Consider the following 17,906-nt stretch of genomic DNA (forward strand, 5'->3'; position numbering starts at 1 on the left):
TCCGGTGCCTGTGGGCAGCCACCGTACCCGCCCCGCGGGCGCGCGCAGAGGGACGGCGGCGCGACGCAGCGGCGTCAGGAGGCGCTGCGGTCCAGGAGGATCACGTCCACCTCGGCGCCCGCGGCCAGGGAGGTGGTCTCCTCGGGGACGACGACGAGGGCGTTGGCGTCGGCGAGCGCCTTGACCAGGTGCGAGCCGGACCCGCCGACCGTCTCGACCTTCCCGTCGGCGTAGCTCCCCCGCAAGTACTGGCGGCGGCCCTGGGGCGAGGAGCCGACGCGGGAGGTCAGGCGGGCGCGCACCGGCTCCCGCCCGGCGGTGGGGGTGAGCCCCATCAGGGCGCGCAGGGCGGGTCTGACGAACAACTCGAAGGAGACGTACGCGCTGACGGGGTTGCCCGGCAGGGCGAAGAGCGGGATGCCGTCGGGGCCGAGGCGGCCGAAGCCCTGGGGCTTGCCGGGCTGCATGGCCAGCCGGCGGAAGGCGACGCTGCCCTCGTCGCCGCTGAGCTGCGTGAGGGCCTCCTTGACGACGTCGTAGGCGCCCACGCTGACGCCGCCGGTGGTGACGACGGCGTCGGCGCGCACCAGCTGGTCCTCCAAGGTGGCGCGGAAGGAGGCGGCGTCGTCGTCGACGGCACCGACGCGGTAGGCGATGGCGCCGGCGTCGCGGGCGCAGGCGGTGAGCATGAAGCTGTTGGAATCGTGGATCTGCCCCCTGGCCAGCGGCTCGCCGGGCGGCACGAGCTCGCTGCCGGTGGAGAGCACCACCACGCGGGGGCGGGGCCGTACGGGCACGGTGGCGCGGCCGATGGCGGCGAGCAGGCCGATCTGGGCGGGGCCCAGGACGGTGCCGGCGCTCAGGGCGATCTCGCCGGCGGCCACGTCGCTGCCGCGGGCGCGGACGTGGGCACGGGCGGCGGCGGGGCGGTGCACGCGCACCTCGCCGCCCGCCTGTGCCTCGCCGGCGGTCATGGCGTCGGCGGGCGCGCCGCCCTTGCCGCCGTCGGTCCACTCGACGGGGACGACGGCCTCGGCTCCGGGCGGCAGCGGGGCGCCGGTCATGATGCGCACGGCCTCGCCGGGGCCCACGGCGGGCAGCTCACTGCTGCCCGCCGCCACCTCGCCGACGACGGTGAGCACCGCCGGGAACTCCTCGCCGGCCCCCGCCACGTCGGCGACGCGCACCGCGTAGCCGTCCATGGAACTGTTGTCGAAGGGGGGCAGGGCGGCCGGGACGGTGACGTCCTCGACGAGCACGCAGCCCTGGGCGTCGAGGAGTTGCAGCTCGATCGGCTCCAGCGGGCGGATCCTCGCCAGGATGTCGTCCAGGTGCTCCTGCACCGACCACGTGCGGCCGTCGTCCGCCGCGTCGGGGTCGGTGGCCGTGGTGGTGCCGCCGGCGCTGCTGCTCAAGGCGCTACATCTCCTCGGTGACGAACCGTCGAAGCCATGACCGGAACTCCGGTCCCAGATCCTCACGTTCGCACGCGAGTCTGACAATGGCACGCAGGTAGTCGCCGCGGTCGCCGGTGTCGTAGCGGCGGCCGGTGAAGACCACGCCGTGCACGGGGCCGCCCAGGCCCGGCTCGGCGGCCAGGGCCTGCAGGGCGTCGGTGAGCTGGATCTCGCCGCCGCGGCCGGGCGGGGTCTCGCGCAGGACGTCGAAGACGGCCGGGTCCAGCACGTAGCGGCCGATGACGGCGTAGTTGCTCGGTGCCTCGTCGGGGTCGGGCTTCTCGACCAGGCCGGTGACCTCGACGACGTCGGTGACGTCGGTGGGCTTGACGGCCGCGCACCCGTACAGGCCGATCTGGGCGTGGTCGACCTCCATGAGCGCGATCACGCTGCCGCCGTGCTTGCGCTGGATGTCGACCATGCGCGACAGCAGCGGGTCGCGCGCGTCGATCAGGTCGTCGCCCAGCAGGACGGCGAAGGGCTCGTCGCCCACGTGCGGCGCGGCGCACAGCACCGCGTGGCCCAGGCCCCGGGGGTCGCCCTGGCGCACGTAGTGCATGGTGGCCAGGTCGCTGGACTCCTGGACCTTCGCCAGCCGGGAGTCGTCGCCCTTGCGGCGCAGGGCCTCCTCGAGCTCGTAGTTGCGGTCGAAGTGATCCTCCAGCGGCCGCTTGTTGCGGCCGGTGATCATCAGGACGTCCGACAGGCCGGCGAGGGCGGCCTCCTCCACCACGTACTGGATCGCGGGCTTGTCCACGACCGGCAGCATTTCCTTGGGCGTGGCCTTGGTGGCCGGAAGGAAACGGGTACCGAGCCCGGCGGCAGGGATGACAGCCTTGCTGATCCGAGGGCGCGAGTGAGTCATGGGCCGAACACTATCCGTTGAGATTGGGCGGAAGATGTGACTCAGCCGAGTATGTCCCCCTACAAGGAGTGCACAGGAAACATGAGCCGGTCAGCACATCTCCCCGACGGTACCAAGGCCGGGTTGCGCCGTGCGCTCCTCGCGATGAGGGCCACGTTGACCAGCGAGGACGTCGGGGAGCGCGAGGCGGCGCTGGCGCGCCGGGCGCTCGCGCTGCCCGAGCTGGCCCGGGCGGGGACGGTGGCGGCCTATGTCTCCGTGGGCACCGAGCCGGGCACCCGCGCCCTGCTGGACGCGCTGCGCGCGCGGGGCACGCGGGTGCTGCTGCCGGTCCTGCTGCCCGACAACGATCTCGACTGGGCGCCCTACCGCGGGGCCGGGCACCTGGTGCGGGCCGCCAAGGGCCTGCTGGAGCCGGACGGCGAGCGGCTGGGGCCCGAGGCCGTGACGCAGGCCGATGCCGTGCTGCTGCCGGGCCTGGCGGTCGACGAGCGGGGCCTGCGGCTGGGCCGCGGCGGCGGCTCGTACGACCGGGTGCTGGCCCGGCTGGAGCGGGCGGGCGCCGATCCGGCGCGCGTGGTCCTCCTCTACGACGACGAGGTGGTCGCGCAGGTCCCCGTGGAACCGCACGACCACCCCGTGCACGCGGTGGTCACCCCTGGCGGGGTGCGCCGTTTCGGCAGGCCCTGACGCCTACGGCTTGAGGGTCAGCACCGGGCCGCCCGCCTTCTTGACCGCGTCCGCGCTGTAGGCCCACGGCAGCAGCTCGCCCTTGGCCCACTTGTCGGTCTGGTCGTAGTAGTGGGCGTTGTAGGCGTGGCCGGAGGCGCCGGTGAGGTTGATCCAGCGCGACTTGTCGAAGTCGGCGAGGCTGACCACCATCCGCATGGACGGCACCCACACCACGTCGTAGCCGCCGGCCGCGTTCCAGCCCGCCGCGTTGACGGCGGCCTCGCCGCCGCCGAGGTTCCAGGGCCCGCGGTTGAGCATCCACTGGACGATGCCGGGGCCCTCCTTGCCGAGGGTCTGGTTCTTCAGGTTCAGCTGGTGCAGGCGGCCCCAGCTCCACTGGGTGACGTCCTTGCCGAGCTTGGAGGTCAGCTCCCAGCGGGCATCCTTCATGGCCTGCGCCAGCAGCTCGTCGCGGTTCTTCGCGCCCGGGGTCAGGCGGCTGCCGGGCGTCTTCCACCAGTCGTTGTCGGGCTTGTCGAGGATCTTGCGGACGACCTCGAACCAGCGGTCGCCGCCGTCGGGCTGCGCGTTGTCGGGCTCGCGCTCGCCGCACTCGACGACCAGCGGCGTGCGGCCGCTGAGGTCCTCCTGGGGGCCCGAGCCGCCGGCCGGGCGCACCCGCAGGCACTGGTCCTTCACGCGCAGCTCCTTGGGGAGCTTGTTGCCGAAGGCCAGCTTGAGGGTGTTGCGCCAGACGGCGTTGAAGTAGGCGGCGGCCGCGGAGTCCGGCTCCTGGGTGTAGTCCCAGTCCTTCAGCAGCTTCTGCGCCTCGCGGACGTACTTGGTCTCGCGCTCGTTGGCACCCTTGAGGTTGATCTTGAGCAGGTAGGGCGTCAGCAGACGGGCGATCTCGCTCGTGTTGTCCATCTGCATCTTCTGCATGTCCTCGGTCGAGATCTTCCCCCCGTCCTTGATCTTCGACTGGATGAGCTCGTTGATCCGCTGGCTGCGCGCGCCGTAGCCCCAGTCCTGGGTGAGCAGGTACGGGTAGTTCTTGTCGGCGACGGCCTGGTTGGCGGTGACGATGTAGCCGCGCTCGGGGTTGTAGTCCCAGGGCAGCGCCGTCTGCGGCACCCAGCCGGTCCACTTGTAGGCGGGGTCCCAGCCGGGGGCCGGGAGGCGGCCGTCGGGGGCGGCGGCCTGCTCGTCGCTCTTCGGCCTGTCCTTGGCGTCGATCCTGCCGTCGCCGTTGACGTCGGTCTTCGGCAGACCGGCGCCGGGGGTGCCCGCGCCCGTCCCGGCCGTACCGGTCGTCGCGCCGGCCTGGGCCTCGCTCTCGCCGGCCTTGGCGCCGCCGCGGACCGGGATGCGGCCGGGGGCCTGGTAGCCGATGTTGCCCTTGGTGTCGGCGTAGATCAGGTTCTGCGAGGGGACCTCGAAGTCGGCCGCGGCCTTGCGGAAGGCGGCGAAGTCGCCCGCCTGGTCCAGGGCGAACAGGCCGTCCATGGTCTTGCCCGGGTCCAGGGCGGTCCAGCGCAGGGCCACCGCGTAGCCCTCGGCACGGTCGGGCGCCGGGTCCTTCACGGGCGCCTTCTCGCCGACCTTGACGAGCTCGTCGTTGCGGTCGGAGACGATCGGGCCGTTGTTGGTCTCGCGGACGGTGATCTCACGGCTGTCCTCGCCCGCGACCTTGATGGTCTCCTTGCGGGTGGTGAAGGGCACCTGCTTGCCGTCGTAGAGGTAGGAGTCGGTGGTGACCTTCTCCAGGTACAGGTCGGAGACGTCGGCACCCAGGTTGGTCATGCCCCAGGCGATGTCCTTGTTGTGGCCGATGACCACGCCCGGCATGCCGGAGAAGGAGTAGCCGGCGACGTCGAAGGGACACTGCGGGCCGGTGGTGTTGCAGTGCAGGCCCACCTGGTACCACAGCGAGGGCATCTGCGGGGCGAGGTGCGGGTCGTTGGCCAGCAGCGGCTTGCCGGTCGTCGTGTACTTGCCGGAGACGACCCAGGAGTTGGAGCCGATGCCGTTGCCGCTCGGGCCCAGCAGCGCCGGGACCTTCTCCAGGGTGCTCGCCAGGGAGGACAGGCTGCTGCGCAGCCCGCCGGTGGCGCCCGCGCCGCCGGCGGCGCCGCTTGGGGCGTTCTGGCCGGCCTGGGCGCCGGCGGCACCGGCCGCCGCACCGCCCTTGGGGTCGTAGGCCTTGCCGTTGTCGAGGGCGCCGCCCTCGACGATGGGCTTGTTGCGGTCGTACGGGTACGCCGGGTACAGGTCCTCGATCTGCTCCGGCTTCAGCCGGGAGGAGGCCAGGGAGCGGTCGATCTCGTCCTGCATGTTGCCGCGCAGGTCCCAGGCCATCGCCTTGAGCCAGGCGACGGAGTCGACCGGCGTCCAGGGCTCGGGCTCGTAGTCGTTCTGGAAGGACAGGGCCGCGTACTCGACGGACAGCGACTTGCCCTTGTGGTCCTTCAGATAGGCGTTGACACCGTCGGCGTACGCCTGCAGGTACTTCTTCGTCGCCGGCGAGAGCTTGGTGTCGTACTCCTGCTGCGCGACGCGGCGCCAGCCCATGGTGCGCAGGAAGGCGTCGGTCTCCACCTGCCCCGAGCCGAACATCTCCGACAGCCGGCCGGCCGTCAGGTGCCGGCGCACGTCCATTTCCCAGAAGCGGTCCTGGGCGTGCACGAAGCCCTGCGCGCGGAAGAGGTCCTCGGCATTGTCGGCGTAGATCTGCGGAATGCCGTGGTCGTCACGGGCCACCTTCACCTGCCCCGTCAGACCCTTCAGCTGCAGGGTGCCTTCGGTCTGCGGGAAGGAGGCCCGCACGGTGCTGACGCTCCAGTACGCGCCGAAGGCGACGCCCGCCACGAGCAGTAGCACGATGGTGATCACGAGCAGGCGGGCGCGTCGCCCCTTCTTCTTCTTGCCGGGGCCGTTCTTGTTGGCGGGCATCGCTGTCCTTAGAGGGGCAGGTGGTCCTGGAATGCTGGAAGCAACCATAGGCGCAGGGCGGCGGACGCCCGGACTCGGTGCCGTTCATGGATCGCTCGGGGACCGCCCGGAGAGCATGCGGCGACCGCCGGCGCGAGGAGCCGGCGTCAAGAACCCGTAAAATATTAGATGAGGAAATTAACTTCCTCGTGTTCATGACCTGTTTCCAGAACTGGAGGAACGTTTCGGCCGAAACGCGACGAAGCCGGTGCACCCGGCGTCCCGTGGCAGCCATCCGTCCCACCCTTCGTGAAAGGACCGGCCCCTGACTGTCCACCACCTCAACGAACTCCTGCTGATCTGCTCGCTCGTCCTGCTCGTGGCGGTCGCGGCGGTACGCGTCTCCTCGCGCAGCGGGCTCCCCAGTCTGCTCATCTATCTGGGCATCGGCGTCGCCATCGGGCAGGACGGCATCGGCGTCTCCTTCAACGACGTCGGCCTCACCCAGGTCATCGGCTACGCCGCCCTGGTCGTCATCCTCGCCGAGGGCGGCCTCGGCACGAAGTGGCACGAGATCAAACCGGCCCTGCCGGCCGCCGCCGTCCTGTCGACCGCGGGCGTCGCCGTGAGCGTCGGCGTGACCGCCGCGGCCGCGCACTACCTCGCCGGCGTCGAGTGGCGCCAGTCACTGATCATCGGCGCCGTCGTGTCCTCCACGGACGCCGCCGCCGTCTTCTCCGTCCTGCGCAACGTCCCGCTGCCCGCGCGCCTCACCGGCGTCCTGGAGGCCGAGTCCGGCTTCAACGACGCCCCCGTCGTCATCCTGGTGGTGGCCTTCTCCGCCGCCGGCCCGGTCGAGCACTGGTACCTGCTGCTCGGCAAGATCGCCCTCGAACTGGCCATCGGCGCCGCCGCCGGCCTCGCCATCGGCCTGCTGGGCGCCTACACGATGCGGCACGTGGCGCTGCCCGCCTCCGGCCTCTACCCGATCGCCGTGATGGCCCTCGCCGTCACCGCCTACGCGGCCGGCGCGCTCGCCCACGGCTCCGGCTTCCTCGCCGTCTACCTCGCCGCGCTGATCCTCGGCAACGCCAAGCTGCCCCACTGGCCGGCCACCCGCGGCTTCGCCGAGGGGCTCGGCTGGATCGCCCAGATCGGCATGTTCGTCCTGCTCGGCCTGCTGGTCACCCCGCACGAGCTCGGCGACGACATCGTCCCCGCGCTGATCGTGGGACTGGTGCTGACCGTGGTGGCCCGGCCACTGTCCGTCCTGCTGAGCACGGCGCCCTTCCGCACGCCCTGGCAGGAGAAGGCCCTGCTGTCGTGGGCCGGCCTGCGCGGCGCGGTGCCCATCGTGCTGGCCACCATCCCGATGGTGGCCCAGGTCGACGACAGCCGCCGGATCTTCAACATCGTCTTCGTGCTGGTGATCGTCTACACCCTGGTCCAGGGCCCGACCCTGCCCTGGCTGGCCCGCCGCCTGGACCTCGGCGAGAGCGAGCCGCAGGACCTGGGCATCGAGTCGGCGCCGCTGGAGCGGCTGCGCGGGCACCTGCTGTCCGTGGCGGTGCCCGAGGGCTCGAAGATGCACGGTGTGGAGGTCTCGGAGCTGCGGCTGCCCGCCGGCGCCGCGGTCACCCTGGTCGTCCGGGACGGCTCCAGCTTCGTCCCCGGCCCCACGACCGTGCTGCGGCACGGCGACGAGCTGCTGGTCGTGGCCACCGACCCGGTGCGCGACGCCGCCGAGCGGCGGCTGCGCGCGGTCTCCGAGGGCGGCAAGCTGGCCGGCTGGCTGGGCTCCGCCCCGGCCCTGGAGGCCGCAGCTGCGAAGCCCGGAGCAAAGGCCGGAGCAAAGTGGGGTCTGGTAAAGAAGAAGTTGGTTAAGTAAGCTATTCACCTATTCGCGTGCGTATCGGCACGCCTCGGCGGCCCTGCCCGACCGCGGCACGTCCGTCCGAGGCCCCGGTGCGTCACGCGAGTGAATTCCCGAAAACACCGAACCAACTCTGCCTGATGCAGAGCTGGCGCGACCGCACGGCGGCCGTGGCCGCAGGAGGCGGCCACATCGGTATCTACCACGGTCCTGCGCGAGAGGACAGCTCTCGGCGCGCTCCGTTGGGTTTCCCTCCCGTCCGGGGCGTGCTACCAGGCGGCGGAAAGGCGCGGACCGTGGCGACCACGGTCGAGGACACCACCGGGGCCCGTCCCGGGTACGGCAGTCTGCTGCGCACGCGCGGCGCGCTGTCGTTCCTGCTCCCCGGCTTCCTGGCGCGGCAGCCGTTCGCGATGCTGACGATCGGCATCCTGCTGCTGGTCAACCACACCACCGGCTCCTACGGCACGGCCGGCACCGTCTCGGCGACGGCGGGCGTGGCGATGGCCCTGTTCGCCCCGCAGAGCGGCAAGCTCGCCGACCGCTTCGGGCAGGCCACCGTGCTCCTGCCCGGCGTCGTCGTGCACGCGGCGGCGATCTCCCTGCTCACGGCGCTCGCCCTCGGGCACGCCCCCCTGTGGGCGCTGCTGGCCGCCGCCGTGCCCGCGGGCGCGTCCACCCCGCAGATCGGCCCCATGGTGCGGGCCCGCTGGGCGGCGCGGCTGAGCGGTCAGCCGCTGATGGCGACGGCGGCGGCGTTCGAGTCCGTCACCGACGAGTTCACCTTCGTCATCGGCCCCGTCCTGGCCACCGCCCTGTGCACCGGCGTCCACCCGGCCGCCGGCCTGATCGCCGAGGCCGCACTCACCCTCGTCGGCGGCCTGCTCTTCGCCGCCCAGCGAAAGACGCAGCCCGAGCACGGCCGTGCCGCGGCCGGCGCCGCCGAGGCCGGCGAGAAGCGCGTCTCCGCCCTGTCGGTGCCCGGCGTGCGGGTGCTGGCGGTCGTCATGCTGGGCATCGGCACCGTCTTCGGCGGCATGCAGGTGTCCATGACCGCCTTCACCAAGGCCATGGGCGAGCCCGGCCTGAACGGCCTGATGTACGGCGCCTTCGCCGCCGGCAACATGACCGCCGGCATCGCCTGCGGCCTGATCGCCTGGAAGGCCAGCCCGCAGCGCCGGCTGCTGCTGGCCTACCCGGCCCTGGTCCTGGCCACCACCCCGCTGTGGGCGGCGCACTCCATGGTGCTGCTCGGTGCGCTCGGCCTGGTCGTGGGCCTGTGCATCGCCCCCTCGCTGATCACCGGCTACACGCTCGTCGAGCAGCTGGTCCCGGCGGGCGCCCGCACCGAGGCCTTCACCTGGCTCACCGGCGCGGTCGGCCTCGGCCAGGCCGCCGGCGCCACCGTGGGCGGCCGCCTGATCGACGCCCACGACGCGAGCACCGGCTTCCTGGTGCCGCTGGGCGGCACGGCGGTGGCCCTGCTGGTCCTGCTGGCGCTGCGCAAGGCGCTCACCCCGCGGGGCGAGTCACTGGTCGCGGCGCGTGGGGTCGGTCACCGTGAGCCCGTTGCGGTGGACTGACGGACCGGAATACTGCACTATGGAGCGTCGTTAGCACTCAATGAGTGAGAGTGCCAGGAGGAGCAAGTGCCGACTTACCAGTACCAGTGCACCGAGTGCGGCGAAGGCCTCGAGGCGGTGCAGAAGTTCACGGATGACGCCCTGACCGAGTGCCCGCAGTGCAACGGACGCCTGAAGAAGGTGTTCTCCGCGGTCGGCATCGTCTTCAAGGGCTCCGGCTTCTACCGCAACGACAGCCGCGGCTCGACGTCGAGCAGCACCCCTGCGACGAAGTCGTCGTCGACGTCCTCGTCGACGTCGTCGACTTCCACGTCGTCCTCGTCGACGTCGTCGTCCTCGTCGAGCTCCAGCAGCTCGGCCGCCTGACGCGCGACGTACGACGGACGTACGACGCACGCCTGACACCGTCGCCCCCCTGGCGCACCCTCCGAAGCCCGCTGCCTCGCCCGAGGCGGCGGGCTTCGTCGTGCTCGTGCCGGGCTTCGTCCTGCCGGGCTTCGTCCTGTCCGCTTCGTCCTGTCCGGCCGGGGGCGGACGGTTAGTGTGATCGTATGGTCGACACGAGCGCAGCACAGGCGGTGGAGGCGGCGGCAGAGATGGTCGCCGTGACGGATCCGGCCGTGAGGGCCGAGATCGGTGTCATCGGGGGGTCGGGGTTCTACTCCTTCCTGGACGACGTGACCGAGGTCACGGTGCAGACCCCCTACGGCGCACCGAGCGACTCGCTGTTCGTCGGCGAGCTGGCGGGCCGCAGGGTGGCCTTCCTGCCCCGGCACGGACGCGGGCACAGCGTTCCGCCGCACCGCATCAACTACCGGGCCAACCTGTGGGCGCTGCGCTCGGTGGGCGTGCGCCAGGTCATGGGCCCGTGCGCGGTGGGCGGCCTGCAGGCGGAGTACGGGCCGGGCACGCTGCTCGTGCCGGACCAGCTGGTGGACCGCACCAAGAGCCGCGCGCAGACCTTCTTCGACGGCGAGGTGCTGGCGGACGGCAACGTGCCCAACGTCGCCCACATGACCTTCGCGGACCCTTACTGCCCCACGGGACGCGCGGTGGCGCTCGCGGCGGCGCGCGGGCGCGACTGGGAGCCGGTCGACGGCGGGACGATGGTGGTCATCGAGGGCCCGCGCTTCTCGACGCGGGCGGAGTCCCGCTGGCATGCGGCGCAGGGCTGGTCGGTGGTGGGCATGACCGGCCACCCGGAGGCCGTCCTGGCGCGCGAGCTGGGCCTTTGCTACACCTCGATGTCACTGGTCACCGACCTGGACGCGGGCGCGGAGACGGGCGAGGGCGTCTCCCACGAGGAGGTGCTGCGGGTCTTCGGGCAGAACGTGGACCGGCTGCGCGGCGTGCTCTTCGACGCGGTGGCGGCCCTGCCGAAGACGGAGGACCGCGCCTGCCTGTGCGCGCGGGCGCACGACGGCTGGGACCTGGGGATCGAGCTGCCGTAGCCGCCGGCGGGGGTGACGGGGCCGGCGCGGGTGGCGGGTTTTTCCACAACCGGCCAGTAGTCCACAGCCCTCAGCGGGGCCGGACGGAAACCGGGATCGTGAGGGGCGTCACTCGGCGCTCCTCACGACAGGCGGTGGTCCCGATGTCCTACGCACGTCCCGCGCACCCGGCTCCTTCCTCGTACGGCACCACGTACGGCACCACGGCGCCCTCGGCGCCCTCGGCGCCATGGGCACCGCCCGGGTGCCGGGTCCCGCTGTTCCCGCCGGTGCAGGCGGGGCGCCGGGGCCGCTGGCGGTACGGGCGGCGGGGGCGCGCCCGGCCCCTCGTGCTCGCCGTCGCAGCGACGGCCGCCGCCGGAGGGGTGGTGACACTGTGCTCGCCCGCACTGACGCACTGGCACCTCGGCTGACCTTCCCCGGACGGGTGACGGTGGTCTCGGAGCGGACGGGGCCGTCCGACTTTCTCGTATCGTATGGAATCGACCATTCCATGACAGAGGTATGCAGGGAGAGGCTGTTCTGTGAGCTCCGGGAGCGAGAAGAAGACGGGAGTCCTGGGCGGCTTCAAGGCATTCCTGATGCGGGGCAACGTGGTGGACCTCGCCGTCGCCGTCGTCATCGGCGCGGCGTTCACCAACATCGTGAACTCCGTGGTCAAGGGGATCATCAACCCGGTCGTCGGCGCCTTCGGTACCAAGGACCTGGAGCACTACGCCTCGTGCCTGAAGGGCCCCTGCGCCCGGAACGCCGCGGGCGAGGTGACCAAGGGCGTCTACATCCAGTGGGGCTCGGTGCTCAGCGCCTCGCTGACGTTCCTGATCACCGCGGCGGTGGTCTACTTCCTGATGCTCCTGCCCATGAAGCGCTGGCAGGACCGGCAGGCCGCGAAGGCGCCGGTGTCCGACAAGCCCGCGGAGCCGACCGAGATCGAGCTGCTGGCGCAGATCCGCGACACCCTGATCGAGCAGCGCCGCGGCCCCGGCTCGGACTCCGTCCCGGCCCAGCGCTAGGGCCTGCCCGGCGGATCACGCAGCGCCCCATGGGGGCGCGGGGCGCGCCCGACGGATCTTCGTCACACGCCACCACGAGCGCCCCATCAGGGGCGCGGGGAACTGCGCGACGAGCCACGACGCGCCCGCAGTCGGCCTCGGGGTGGCGCGTCGGCTGCGGGCCGTCACCGGCCGATCGCGCCCACGCGGCGGCGGCAGCCGCAGATCGGCGCCGCCCCGGGCCGTCTCAGACGTGGTGCGGCGGCTTCTCGTCCAGGAAGCGGGCGAGATCCGCACCGCTCTCGTCGGCCTTCGGGCGCTCGCCCCAGCCGCGGTCCGTATCGTCCGAGGACTGCTGTGACAGCGGATCGTCGAAGATCAGTGCGGCGGCGGCCGCCGCCGCGGGGTCCCGCCGGGGGCTCGGGGTGTCGGTGCTCATGCGTCCAGCGTACGGGCGCGCCGCCGCCCGCGGCCCGGGCGTGTCCCCGCTGCGCCGTCCGGCGCGCGACGGGCCCGGGCTGCGGTGACAATCGCAGCTATGAGCCAGGACTCGTCGGGCGTGCTGCGCCGGATGACCGAGCGCGGGCGCGAGGAGGAGCACCGCACGGCCACCCCGCTCGAGCTGTTCTTCGATCTGTGCTTCGTGGTGGCGGTGGCCCAGGCCGGGCGGCAGCTGGTGCACGCGCTCGCGGAGGGGCATCCGGGGCACGGCATCCCCGGCTACCTGATGGTCTTCTTCGCGATCTGGTGGGCCTGGGTCAACTTCTCGTGGTTCTCCTCGGCCTACGACACCGACGACGCGCTCTACCGCGTGGTGACGCTGGTGCAGATCGCCGGGGTGCTCGTCCTCGCGGCGGGCGTCCCCCGGGCCTTCTCCGCGAGCGACTTCACGATGGTGTGGTTCGGCTACTTGGTGATGCGGCTCGCCCTCGTCTCCCAGTGGCTGCGCGCCGCCCATGGCGCCACGGGTTCCGAGCGGCGTACCGCCCGGCGGTATGCGATCGGGGTGTGCCTGTGCCAGGTGGGCTGGCTGGGTCTGGTCGTGCTGCCGGGTCCCGCGAGGCCGTGGGTGTTTCTCGCCATGGCCCTGCTGGAGATGGCCGTGCCGGTCTGGGCCGAGCTCAGCCGCCCGACGGCCTGGCATCCGCACCATATCTCCGAGCGCTACGGGCTGTTCACGATCATCGTCCTGGGCGAGACGGTGGCGGCCGCCACGACGGCGGTGCAGTCGGCGGCCGACGAGCAGGAGGCGCTGGGCGAGCTCCTGCCGATCGCGGCGGGCGGCCTGCTGATCATCTTCGCCGCCTTCTGGATCTACTTCGCCACGCCGATCCATCTGCACCTGGCCTCCAACCGTCAGGCGTTCGTCTGGGGGTACGGCCACTACTTCGTCTTCTGCTCGGCCGCGGCCATCGGCGCGGGCATCGAGGTGGCGGTCGAGGAGAGCGTGGGCAAGGCCCACATCCCCACCGTGGCCGCTTCCGCGGCGGTGACGGTGCCGGCGGCCCTGTTCATGTTCACGGTCTGGCTCATCCATTCCCGCCACCACAAGCGCGGCCCGGCCCAGCAACTGGTCCTGCCCGTCTCCGCCCTGGCCACGCTCGCCTGCACCTTCGCCGGCACCTGGGCGGTCCTGGCCGCGGGCCTGGTCGGCGCGGCAGCGGTGGCGGTGGGCGTCACCCTCATGGCCCACCAGGGGGAACGGGAGGAAGGGGAGGGAGGGGGAGGGAGGGGGGAGGGCCCCCAGGGCGCCCCTGCGAACACCGCCTACTGACGTCTCGTCAGACAGTCGTGGTAGGCATGGCGCATGACTGCTGCGGACGACGCTCGTACGCCTGACATCCGGTCGGCCGGCCATGGCGCCGGGGGGACGCCCGGGCCGCGGGATGCGCTCACGGATGTGGGCGGGTTGCGGGTGGGGCATGCCGAGTTGGTGGAGCTGGGGGCGCTGTCGGGGACGACCGTGGTGCTCACCGGCGAGGGCGGCGCGGTCGCCGCCGTGGATGTGCGCGGGGGCGGGCCGGGGACGCGGGAGACGGATGCGCTGGATCCACGGAACCTCGTGCAGCGCGTCGAGGCGATCGTGCTGACCGGGGGCAGCGCGTTCGGGCTGGACGCCGCCTCGGGGGTGGTGGCCTGGCTGGAGGAGCAGGGCCAGGGCTTCCGGGTGGGTCCGGAGCCGGGGCAGGTGGTGCCGGTCGTGCCGGCGGCGGCCCTGTTCGACCTGGGGCGCGGGGGTGACTGGCGGGCCCGGCCCGACGCCCGGCTGGGCAGGCGGGCGGCCGAGGCGGCGGCCCGTACGCCGCCGGGGGCGCCGGTGGTGCAGGGCAATGTGGGTGCCGGTGCGGGCGCGGTGGCCGGGGGCATCAAGGGCGGCATCGGTACTGCCAGCGTCGTCCTGCCCTCCGGGGTGACGGTGGCCGCGCTGGCGGCGGTGAACGCGGCGGGTTCGGTGGTGGACCCGGCCACGGGGGTGCTGTACGGGCAGTTGTACGAGGGCGGTCGGCCCGCGTACCCGGCGCCGGAGCGGCACCGGGCGGCGCAGGAGGCTCTGCAGGAGGCGCGCCGGGAGTCGGCCGAGCGCTGGTCCGCATCGGTGAGTCCCCCGCTGAACACCACCCTGGCCGTCGTCGCCACCGACGCCGCGCTGACCCGTGCGCAGGCCCAGAAGCTCGCGGGCACCGCCCACGACGGCCTGGCGCGTGCCGTGCGCCCGGTGCATCTGCTGACCGACGGCGACACCGTCTTCGCGCTGGCCACGGGCGAGCGGCCGCTGCCTGCGGAGGAGGGGCTGCCGGGCAGCGCCGACTTCGCGGCGGGCGCAGTGAACGAGATCCTGGCCGCCGGGGCGGACGTCCTGACCCGCTGCGTGGTCCGGGCCGTGCTGGCCGCGGAGGGTGTCGACGGGGCCGGCGGCCTGTTCCCTTCGTACCGCGATCTGTACGGCGAACCCGCCTGAGAGGGACCGCAATGATGTGACGCGCCTCCGAGCGTGGTCACATCGCGCGGGCAGAACGGCCGGGGCCCCTCCGCAGGAAGCGGAGGGGCCCCGGCCGGTAGGCGCCGGGTCAGGCCACCGAGGCGGGCTCCTTCGCCTGCTGCTGCGCCGGTACGGTGTCGCCGGCGCCCTCAGGCGCGCCCGGGCCGCCCTGCACCGCAGCCGTCTTGCGCGGCAGTGCGAACATCAGCGCGAGGACGAGGCCCAGCACGCCCGCGACCCACCACATGCCGTGCCGGAAGGCGTCGCCGAAGGCTTCGCCCGCCCGGCCGCGCGCCACCGCGCCCTCGTCGACGGCGTCGAAGAAGACGACGGAGACCAGGCCCAGGCCCACCGCGTTGCCGAGCTGCTGCGTGGTGTTGATCAGGCCGGAGGCGGAGCCGGAGTGCTCCTTGGGCACCTCGGCGAGGACCGTCTCGGTCAGCGGCGCGACGATCAGGCCCATGCCCAGGCCCATGACGACCAGCGGCAGCGCCATCTGCCAGGAGGCGATCTCCGTGCCGTAGTGGCCGGACTCCCAGATGTAGAGCAGGACGCCGGCCGCCATGGACAGCGCGCCCGCCTGCAGGACCTTGCGGCCGAAGCGGGGCACCAGCTTCTGCACCGACAGGCCGGCCGCGGCGGAGACCGCGAGGGAGAAGGGGATGCCGGTCAGGCCGGCCCGCAGGGCGCTCCAGCCCAGGCCGATCTGCATGTAGAGGGTCCAGATCAGGAAGAAGACGCCGCAGGCGATGCCGAAGGCGACCTCGATGCCGATGCCGGCGGCGAAGCTCTTGACCTTGAACAGCGACAGTTCGACCAGCGGCGAGCCGTCCTTGCGGGTCTTGTACCGCTCGTAGGCCACGAAGGCCGCGAAGACGAGGGCGCTGCCGCCCATCGACGCGAAGCCCCACAGCGGCCAGCCCAGCTCGCGGCCCTGCGTCAGCGGGTAGAGCAGCATCAGCAGGCCGCAGGTGGCCAGGGCGACGCCGACGAGGTCGAGCTTGAGGGCCTGCGGGGCCCTGGATTCCTGGATGTAGCGGCGGCCCAGGACGAGCCCGGCGAGGCCCACGGGCAGGTTGACCAGGAAGATCGGGCGCCATTCGAGGCCGAAGAGGTTCCACTGGGTCAGCAGCGCGCCCAGGATCGGCCCGGAGACCGCCCCGAGGCCCACGATCGCCCCGAACATGCCGAAGACCTTGCCGCGCTCGTGCGCGGGGAAGGTGGCGTGGACGATGGCCAGCACCTGCGGCACCATCAGCGCGGCCGTGGCGCCCTGCAGGACGCGGGCGGCGACGAGCAGCTGCGGGTCGCCGGCGATGCCGCAGAGCATGGAGGCGAGGGTGAAGCCGGACATGCCGAGCAGGAAGACGCGCCGGCGTCCGTAGATGTCGCCGAGGCGCCCGCCGGTGATCAGGCCCGCGGCGAAGGCGAGGGCGTAGCCCTCGGTGATCCACTGCAGGGTGCTGAAGGAGGCGCCGATGTCCTTGCGGATGCTGGGCATGGCGATGTTGACGATGGTGACGTCGACCAAGTCCATGAAGGACGCGGTCATCACCACGGCGAGCGCCAGCCAGCGGCGGCGGTCGGCCGCTGCGTCGGCGGGCGGGTCGGTGGTCGCTGTGGTGGTCACAGAAATACTGCCTTTCTTCGTGCTTCGTGGCGTCTGCGCGTGCTTCGACGTGCATTGTCGTACTTCTTCGGGGCACCGATGCCGATCCGGTGCATACCCACGCGGGTCCGCCCGGATCGGCCGCCTCCGGGCGGCGGTGGCCGAGGTCCGAAAACTAACCCGCCTGTAGGTCAGGTCGTGTCCTACTTTCCTGGAACCCTGGAGGGCATGACGGACACCCCGGCACGGCTGCTGACCCTGCTGTCGCTCCTGCAGACCCCTCGTGAGTGGCCCGGCCGCGAGCTGGCCGAGCGGCTCGGCGTCAGTGCGCGCACGATCCGGCGGGACGTCGAGCGCCTGCGCGACCTCGGCTATCCCGTCCAGGCCACGATGGGCTCGGACGGCGGCTACCGGCTGGCCGCGGGCGCGGCGCTGCCGCCGCTGGTGCTCGACGACGAGGAGGCGGTCGCCATCGCGGTCGGCCTGCGCGCGGGCGCCGGGCACGCGGTGGAGGGCATCGAGGAGGCGTCGGTGCGGGCGCTGACGAAGCTGGAGCAGGTCCTGCCGTCCCGGCTGCGGCACCGCGTCTCGGCGCTGCAGGCGGCGACGGTGCCGCTGACCGGCGGCGACGGGGCGACCGTCGACCCGCATACGCTGACGGCCATGGCCTCGGCGGCCACGGGCCGGGAGCGGCTGCGCTTCGCCTACCGCAAGGGGGACGGTACGCAGACCAAGCGCCTGGTGGAGCCGCACCGGCTGATCAGCACGGGCCGCCGCTGGTACCTGGTGGCGTTCGACGTGGACCGGGGGGACTGGCGTACGTTCCGGGTGGACCGGGTCAGCGAGCCGTTCGCCACCGGGGCGCGTTTCACGCCCCGGGAGTTGCCGGCGGCGGACGCGGCGGAGTTCCTCAAGCGGTCGCTGGCCCGGCTCCAGCCGACGTACCGGCTGGTGGCCGAGTTTCAGGCGCCGGTCGCGCTGGTCGCCTCGCGGCTGCCGAGCTGGCTGGGGGCGCCGGAGCCGGTCGGGGAGGACTCCTGCCGGCTCGACGTGCTGACGTCCGACTCGATCGAATGGGTGGCGTTCCGGCTGGCCCTGGTGGACTGCGAGTTCACGGTGCGGGAGCCTGCGGTGCTGGTGGAGCATCTGCGGACGTTGGGGGCGCGCATCGGCCGTGCGGCGAACGGGACGCACTTTTCAGCCAAGCGATAAATACCTCTTTCTCATCCTTTCTCACCCTTTCGAGTGGAAAGTTCCGCCGTCGGGAGTAGCGGGGAAGGTGCCGGGCATGTCCGGATCACAGTGCGATTCCCGCACTGGGAATCCACGGATCCACCGATCCGTGCGGCGGAAAGAGGACCCGTCATGGAACCGCAGGAGATCTACGAATCCCCGGCGCTCGTCGAGGCCGGCGGCTTCTCCGAGCTGACCCTCGGCTCGCCCGTGGGCAACTTCCTGGAGCCCATGGGCTGGTACGCCTACTGGGGCTGAGG

16 protein-coding genes are annotated in these 17,906 nt (G+C 72.5%); 11 read left to right on the forward strand and 5 right to left on the reverse strand.

The genetic code is table 11. The features are described 5' to 3' along the window. Positions 1-74: 74 nt before the first annotated feature. Together glp and galU are read right to left on the reverse strand one after the other, a co-directional pair. On the reverse strand, positions 75-1,415 hold the full coding sequence (gene glp, locus AC27L3_RS22800; RefSeq protein WP_487235908.1) for a molybdotransferase-like divisome protein Glp: 1,341 nt from the start codon (positions 1,413-1,415) through the stop codon (positions 75-77). Positions 1,416-1,419: 4 nt separating this feature from the next. After that, positions 1,420-2,322, reverse strand: coding sequence for a UTP--glucose-1-phosphate uridylyltransferase GalU (gene galU / locus AC27L3_RS22805; protein WP_487235909.1), 903 nt, complete (start codon positions 2,320-2,322; stop codon positions 1,420-1,422). Between the two features lie 81 nt (positions 2,323-2,403). Here galU and AC27L3_RS22810 point away from each other — a divergent pair, with 81 nt between their 5' ends. After that, positions 2,404-3,012 (forward strand): 5-formyltetrahydrofolate cyclo-ligase, encoded by a 609-nt coding sequence (locus tag AC27L3_RS22810; RefSeq protein WP_487235910.1) that lies wholly within the window; start codon positions 2,404-2,406, stop codon positions 3,010-3,012. 3 nt (positions 3,013-3,015) lie between these two features. Here AC27L3_RS22810 and AC27L3_RS22815 read toward each other — a convergent pair whose 3' ends face one another. Then, a complete protein-coding gene (locus tag AC27L3_RS22815; RefSeq protein WP_487235911.1) occupies positions 3,016-5,946 on the reverse strand; it encodes a penicillin acylase family protein in 2,931 nt (976 codons plus the stop codon). 352 nt (positions 5,947-6,298) lie between these two features. Here AC27L3_RS22815 and AC27L3_RS22820 point away from each other — a divergent pair, with 352 nt between their 5' ends. The 6 genes from AC27L3_RS22820 (at position 6,299) to mscL (ending at position 11,845) form a co-directional block, all read left to right on the forward strand. Continuing rightward, on the forward strand, positions 6,299-7,813 hold the full coding sequence (locus AC27L3_RS22820; RefSeq protein ID WP_487235960.1) for a potassium/proton antiporter: 1,515 nt from the start codon (positions 6,299-6,301) through the stop codon (positions 7,811-7,813). Between the two features lie 281 nt (positions 7,814-8,094). After that, on the forward strand, positions 8,095-9,381 hold the full coding sequence (locus tag AC27L3_RS22825; RefSeq protein ID WP_487235912.1) for an MFS transporter: 1,287 nt from the start codon (positions 8,095-8,097) through the stop codon (positions 9,379-9,381). A 66-nt stretch (positions 9,382-9,447) separates the two neighbouring features. After that, a complete protein-coding gene (locus tag AC27L3_RS22830; RefSeq protein WP_487235913.1) occupies positions 9,448-9,747 on the forward strand; it encodes an FmdB family zinc ribbon protein in 300 nt (99 codons plus the stop codon). Between the two features lie 230 nt (positions 9,748-9,977). Next, positions 9,978-10,832, forward strand: coding sequence for an S-methyl-5'-thioadenosine phosphorylase (locus AC27L3_RS22835; protein WP_487235961.1), 855 nt, complete (start codon positions 9,978-9,980; stop codon positions 10,830-10,832). 143 nt (positions 10,833-10,975) lie between these two features. Next, positions 10,976-11,245 (forward strand): hypothetical protein, encoded by a 270-nt coding sequence (locus AC27L3_RS22840; protein WP_487235914.1) that lies wholly within the window; start codon positions 10,976-10,978, stop codon positions 11,243-11,245. Between the two features lie 111 nt (positions 11,246-11,356). After that, complete coding sequence (gene mscL, locus AC27L3_RS22845; protein WP_487235915.1) at positions 11,357-11,845, forward strand: large conductance mechanosensitive channel protein MscL; 489 nt, start codon at positions 11,357-11,359, stop codon at positions 11,843-11,845. Positions 11,846-12,071: 226 nt separating this feature from the next. On the opposite strand, the gene AC27L3_RS22850 is transcribed toward mscL, so the two are convergent. After that, positions 12,072-12,263, reverse strand: coding sequence for a hypothetical protein (locus tag AC27L3_RS22850; RefSeq protein ID WP_487235916.1), 192 nt, complete (start codon positions 12,261-12,263; stop codon positions 12,072-12,074). Between the two features lie 99 nt (positions 12,264-12,362). Between AC27L3_RS22850 and AC27L3_RS22855 the strand changes: the two genes are divergently transcribed. Beyond that, complete coding sequence (locus tag AC27L3_RS22855; protein ID WP_487235917.1) at positions 12,363-13,598, forward strand: low temperature requirement protein A; 1,236 nt, start codon at positions 12,363-12,365, stop codon at positions 13,596-13,598. Between the two features lie 33 nt (positions 13,599-13,631). Beyond that, positions 13,632-14,783 (forward strand): P1 family peptidase, encoded by a 1,152-nt coding sequence (locus AC27L3_RS22860; protein ID WP_487235918.1) that lies wholly within the window; start codon positions 13,632-13,634, stop codon positions 14,781-14,783. Positions 14,784-14,892: 109 nt separating this feature from the next. On the opposite strand, the gene AC27L3_RS22865 is transcribed toward AC27L3_RS22860, so the two are convergent. Continuing rightward, positions 14,893-16,434: an MFS transporter gene (locus AC27L3_RS22865; RefSeq protein ID WP_487235919.1), complete on the reverse strand. Its 1,542-nt coding sequence runs from the start codon at positions 16,432-16,434 to the stop codon at positions 14,893-14,895. 207 nt (positions 16,435-16,641) lie between these two features. Here AC27L3_RS22865 and AC27L3_RS22870 point away from each other — a divergent pair, with 207 nt between their 5' ends. Both AC27L3_RS22870 and AC27L3_RS22875 read left to right on the forward strand, forming a co-directional pair. Then, entirely contained in the window at positions 16,642-17,625 is a 984-nt protein-coding gene (locus tag AC27L3_RS22870) for a helix-turn-helix transcriptional regulator (protein WP_487235920.1), read from the forward strand. Between the two features lie 153 nt (positions 17,626-17,778). Continuing rightward, positions 17,779-17,904 (forward strand): lasso RiPP family leader peptide-containing protein, encoded by a 126-nt coding sequence (locus AC27L3_RS22875; protein ID WP_487235921.1) that lies wholly within the window; start codon positions 17,779-17,781, stop codon positions 17,902-17,904. The last annotated feature ends 2 nt before the right edge of the window (positions 17,905-17,906 follow it).

This window comes from Streptomyces sp. PKA51 (assembly GCF_057552455.1).